Consider the following 3,723-nt stretch of genomic DNA (forward strand, 5'->3'; position numbering starts at 1 on the left):
GATTTAAATTGCAAGCTTATCAAAAGAAAAGGTAAGCTATACGTTATAAATAAGAAAAATCCAAAATTTAAGGCTAAACAAGGTTAAAATGCAATATAATTACAAATATCATATTGATGATATTCCAAGTGATTTAGATTTAAAAGGCGACCTTGCAATTGATACAGAAGCTATGGGCTTAAATAACCATAGGGATAGGCTATGCGTATTACAATTAGCTGATGAGTTAAATGCAATACATTTAATTCATTTTAAAAACAGAAATTTTAATTCTCCAAATTTAAAAAAATTTTTAACTGATAAAACAAGAGTTAAAATTTTTCATTATGCAAGATTTGATATAGCCATAATTCAAAAATATCTAGAAATAGAAATTGAAAATATTTTTTGTACAAAAATAGCATCCAAACTTTGTAGAACTTACACTCATCATCATAGTTTATTGGAATTATGCAGTGAATTACTTGAAGTTAAAATTTCAAAACAGCAACAATCCTCAGATTGGGGTGCTTTAAATTTAAATAAAAAGCAGCTTAACTATGCTGCACAAGATGTTAAATATTTACATCAATTACGAGATAAAATGTCTATTTTATTACTTAGAGAAAATAAAATGGAAATAGCTGATGAATGTTTTAAGTTTTTACCAACTAAAACAAAACTTGATTTATTAGGTTGGTTAGAACATGATATTTTTTCTCACCATTAATAAGTGCTATTTTAAGCGACTTAATCTCATAATCCATTAATACTTCTACAATATTGCAAAGATTAAGCAAATTTTAGTGATAACCTATATTATAAAATTACCCCTCACGAAATTATTATAGTTTATCACTTAACTCAATTTTCTTCACAAACTTAAAGTACAAACAGCATTCTTATTTATAAACAACAAAAAACTAGATTTTATCATAATAACCTCCGTTTTTGTTAAATTATTTTACCATCCAGCACCAGCAAATACATTGCTAAAAGTAAGAACAGTTAATGTTAAAGCTATTAAAGCTGTAGTATAAAATTTTGTCATGATAACCTCCGTTTTTTGTTAAATAACGCTTTAAAAACGCCTTAACTATATAGGTAACCCTATACAACGTCAACTTCAAGTGTTTTTTATATAATTATAGATTATCAGAAATAGCTTCATGCCTCTCCAAACGTGAATGAGTCGATATTCCTGGATCACCACAGTCGGAATTACATTACTCCCTCGTGATGACAAATTTAGCAACAGTCATTGCGAGAGCACGTAGTGCTCATGGCAATCCAGGAAAACGCTTAATAATTAACTTTAGGAAATTTAAGAATAAATTTAGTATATTTTCCTTCTATAGATTCACATTTAATGGAACCATTAATATCAGACATAATTAATTTACAATATGAAAGTCCAAGGCCTGTGCCATTTCTGTTGTTAGTGAAAAATTTATCAAAAATTTTGTTTATAACCTTTTCACTAATACCTATTCCATAATCAATAAAACATAATACATTATCATTACTTTTTATCTCTATTTTTACATTCCTTCCATTGTGAGCATATGCATTTTTAATTAAGTTTATTATTACATGCTTTAAATTATGAAAATTATATTTAATCTGAAAATCTTCTAAGTCTAATTGTATGTCTTGAGCTTCAGGATATGCTAAAGAACATTCTTTTATTGCTGCATTAATTATAGTGCTTATCAAGGTTACAGTGCTATTATGTCCTTTACTCGGCCCTCTTAGTGAAGTTAAAAGATTATCTATAGTGTTAATTCCGTGTTGAGAAACTTCTAAAGATATTTTATTACCAAAATTAAAGCTTTGATAATCATCAGAATTTATAACATATTTTTCAGTTTCTTTATCATTCAGTTTTTTTGTATTATCTATAATCATCTGAAACATTTCAGCTTGAGTTTTTAATAATGTAACAGGTTTTTTTAATTCATGGGCCATCATTTCACCAAAAGTTTGTACCATCTTAAATTTATCATCTTGAATATCTTCTTTCATTTTTAATTCTTTTTCTTTATCTCTGGCAATAATTTGTGAAATAAACAAAAAAGATAGATATACATAAAAAACCAATTGGGCAGGATATCCAAAATTAATTGATTGGTGTTCATACATATAAAGTGCACAACCACATATAAAACCAATGCTCATGCTTATTAAAAATGCACTAGCATTTAAAAATTGATATAATAAAAAAGTAGTCAGTAATGAGTTAATCACCCATATATAGTCACCTTGTTTAGAGTCTACATAATAAAACAGCATATAACTAGATAAAAAAGGAAGACAAAACGTAATGCAAAAATAAAAAAATAAATATGAATATTTATTTAAAAATTTCTCTGTAAATAACACATCTCTTATTAATAAAAGTAAGATTAATGCATATCCAATAATCATAAGATAAGGTAAGTAACTACTATCACTATCTATATATAGAGAAAAAACAAAATAGTAAGATAAAATAAATATACTAAAATTTGGTGGAATAACAGATTTAACATTCTTTATTGGATTGTATACTCTATTGCTTTTATTAAACTGATATTTTAAATAAAATCCGTTAATATTAGAAATCATATTTACAATCTTTTTATAAAACCAAAGATGTAATTCATTTGTTTTTTTAATATAGTCAAAGAATTTTTTGTTAAGAAGCAACCCTATGAAACTTCCTAAAAATCCTGATAAGGAAATAGCATATGTATACTCTTTAAAAAAGAAAATATTGCAAATTATAAAAGTGGCACTTAAAGAAAAACTTAATAGAAATTGTTTTTTTGTTATACTGAATCCTAATAAAACTGTTGATAGTGGAATAACTAGTATATTTGTTCCAAATGCTCTAAAGAAAAGAACTATATAAAGTATTTTATCTTTATAAATAATGAATAAAAAAGAACATAATGAAAGCAAAATAATTATAATTCTTGTAAGTAATAACAAATGTTTTGGTTTTGTTTTGGGTAAATACTGTTTTAAAAAATCATTAATTATAATATCACTGGTGGCATTAATATAAGAATCGGCTGTAGACATAACCACTGCAAACAAACCTGATATCATAAGCCCTTTTATACCTAAAGGTAACCAATCAATATAATTGAACACAACATTAGCTGATAATATTTTATCTCCAGAATTAATTATAATTAAATATGCTATTAAGCACAAAGAAAACATAAATGGAGTTGCAATCATAAATAGTTTTTTAAAAACAAGCTTAAGTGCATTTTTATCATGTGCAAGCATCATATATCTTTGAGTCAATGGTGATGAAAAATCAGGTAATAATGATTGTATTAAAAGACTAACTATAATAACAAAATTAAACTCCATATTAAATTTTGAAAATGAAATTGTGTTTATAAAATTATCATCAAAATTTGAATTTTTCATCATAACCACATATGAAGCTGGTATTACTATGAAAAAGATTAAAAATTGCATTATGTCTATAGTTATAACACCTCTTAATCCACCTAAAAGTGAATATATATTAATAACTACAATTCCAATTAAAATGCCACTTAAAAAATTAAGTTGAAAAAAATATTCGCATAGAAGTCCGAATGCAATAATTTGCACTGAAGAAGCAATAATACAGTCTATTAATGAAGTATATAAGCTAGTAATTTTACCTATTTTCCCAAATATTTTATTCATTATTTGTGTTAAAGTTTTGCAATCTTTTATTCTATCAATGCCAGATAAAAG

At 25.4% G+C, this 3,723-nt stretch carries 3 protein-coding genes; 2 read left to right on the forward strand and 1 reads right to left on the reverse strand.

Features of this window, described 5'->3' with window-relative positions; all coding sequences use genetic code 11:
• Together rpmJ and EIC27_RS06430 are read left to right on the forward strand one after the other, a co-directional pair.
• Positions 1-87 (forward strand): 50S ribosomal protein L36 (gene rpmJ / locus EIC27_RS06425; protein WP_126045239.1); only part of this gene is annotated, 87 nt, incomplete at its 5' end.
• 1 nt (position 88) lies between these two features.
• A complete protein-coding gene (locus tag EIC27_RS06430) occupies positions 89-709 on the forward strand; it encodes a ribonuclease D (protein WP_126045238.1) in 621 nt (206 codons plus the stop codon).
• A gap of 572 nt (positions 710-1,281) precedes the next feature.
• Here EIC27_RS06430 and EIC27_RS06435 read toward each other — a convergent pair.
• A partial coding sequence (locus tag EIC27_RS06435) for a sodium:solute symporter family transporter (protein WP_153183776.1) occupies positions 1,282-3,723 on the reverse strand: 2,442 nt, incomplete at its 5' end.

The sequence above is a fragment of the Candidatus Aquarickettsia rohweri genome (assembly GCF_003953955.1).
Taxonomy (GTDB): domain Bacteria; phylum Pseudomonadota; class Alphaproteobacteria; order Rickettsiales; family Midichloriaceae; genus Aquirickettsia; species Aquirickettsia rohweri.

Bases quoted from the DNA above. Each gene is read 5' to 3' on its own strand.
- EIC27_RS06430 (WP_126045238.1), top strand. From the start codon at position 89: ATGCAATATAATTACAAATATCATATTGATGATATTCCAAGTGATTTA.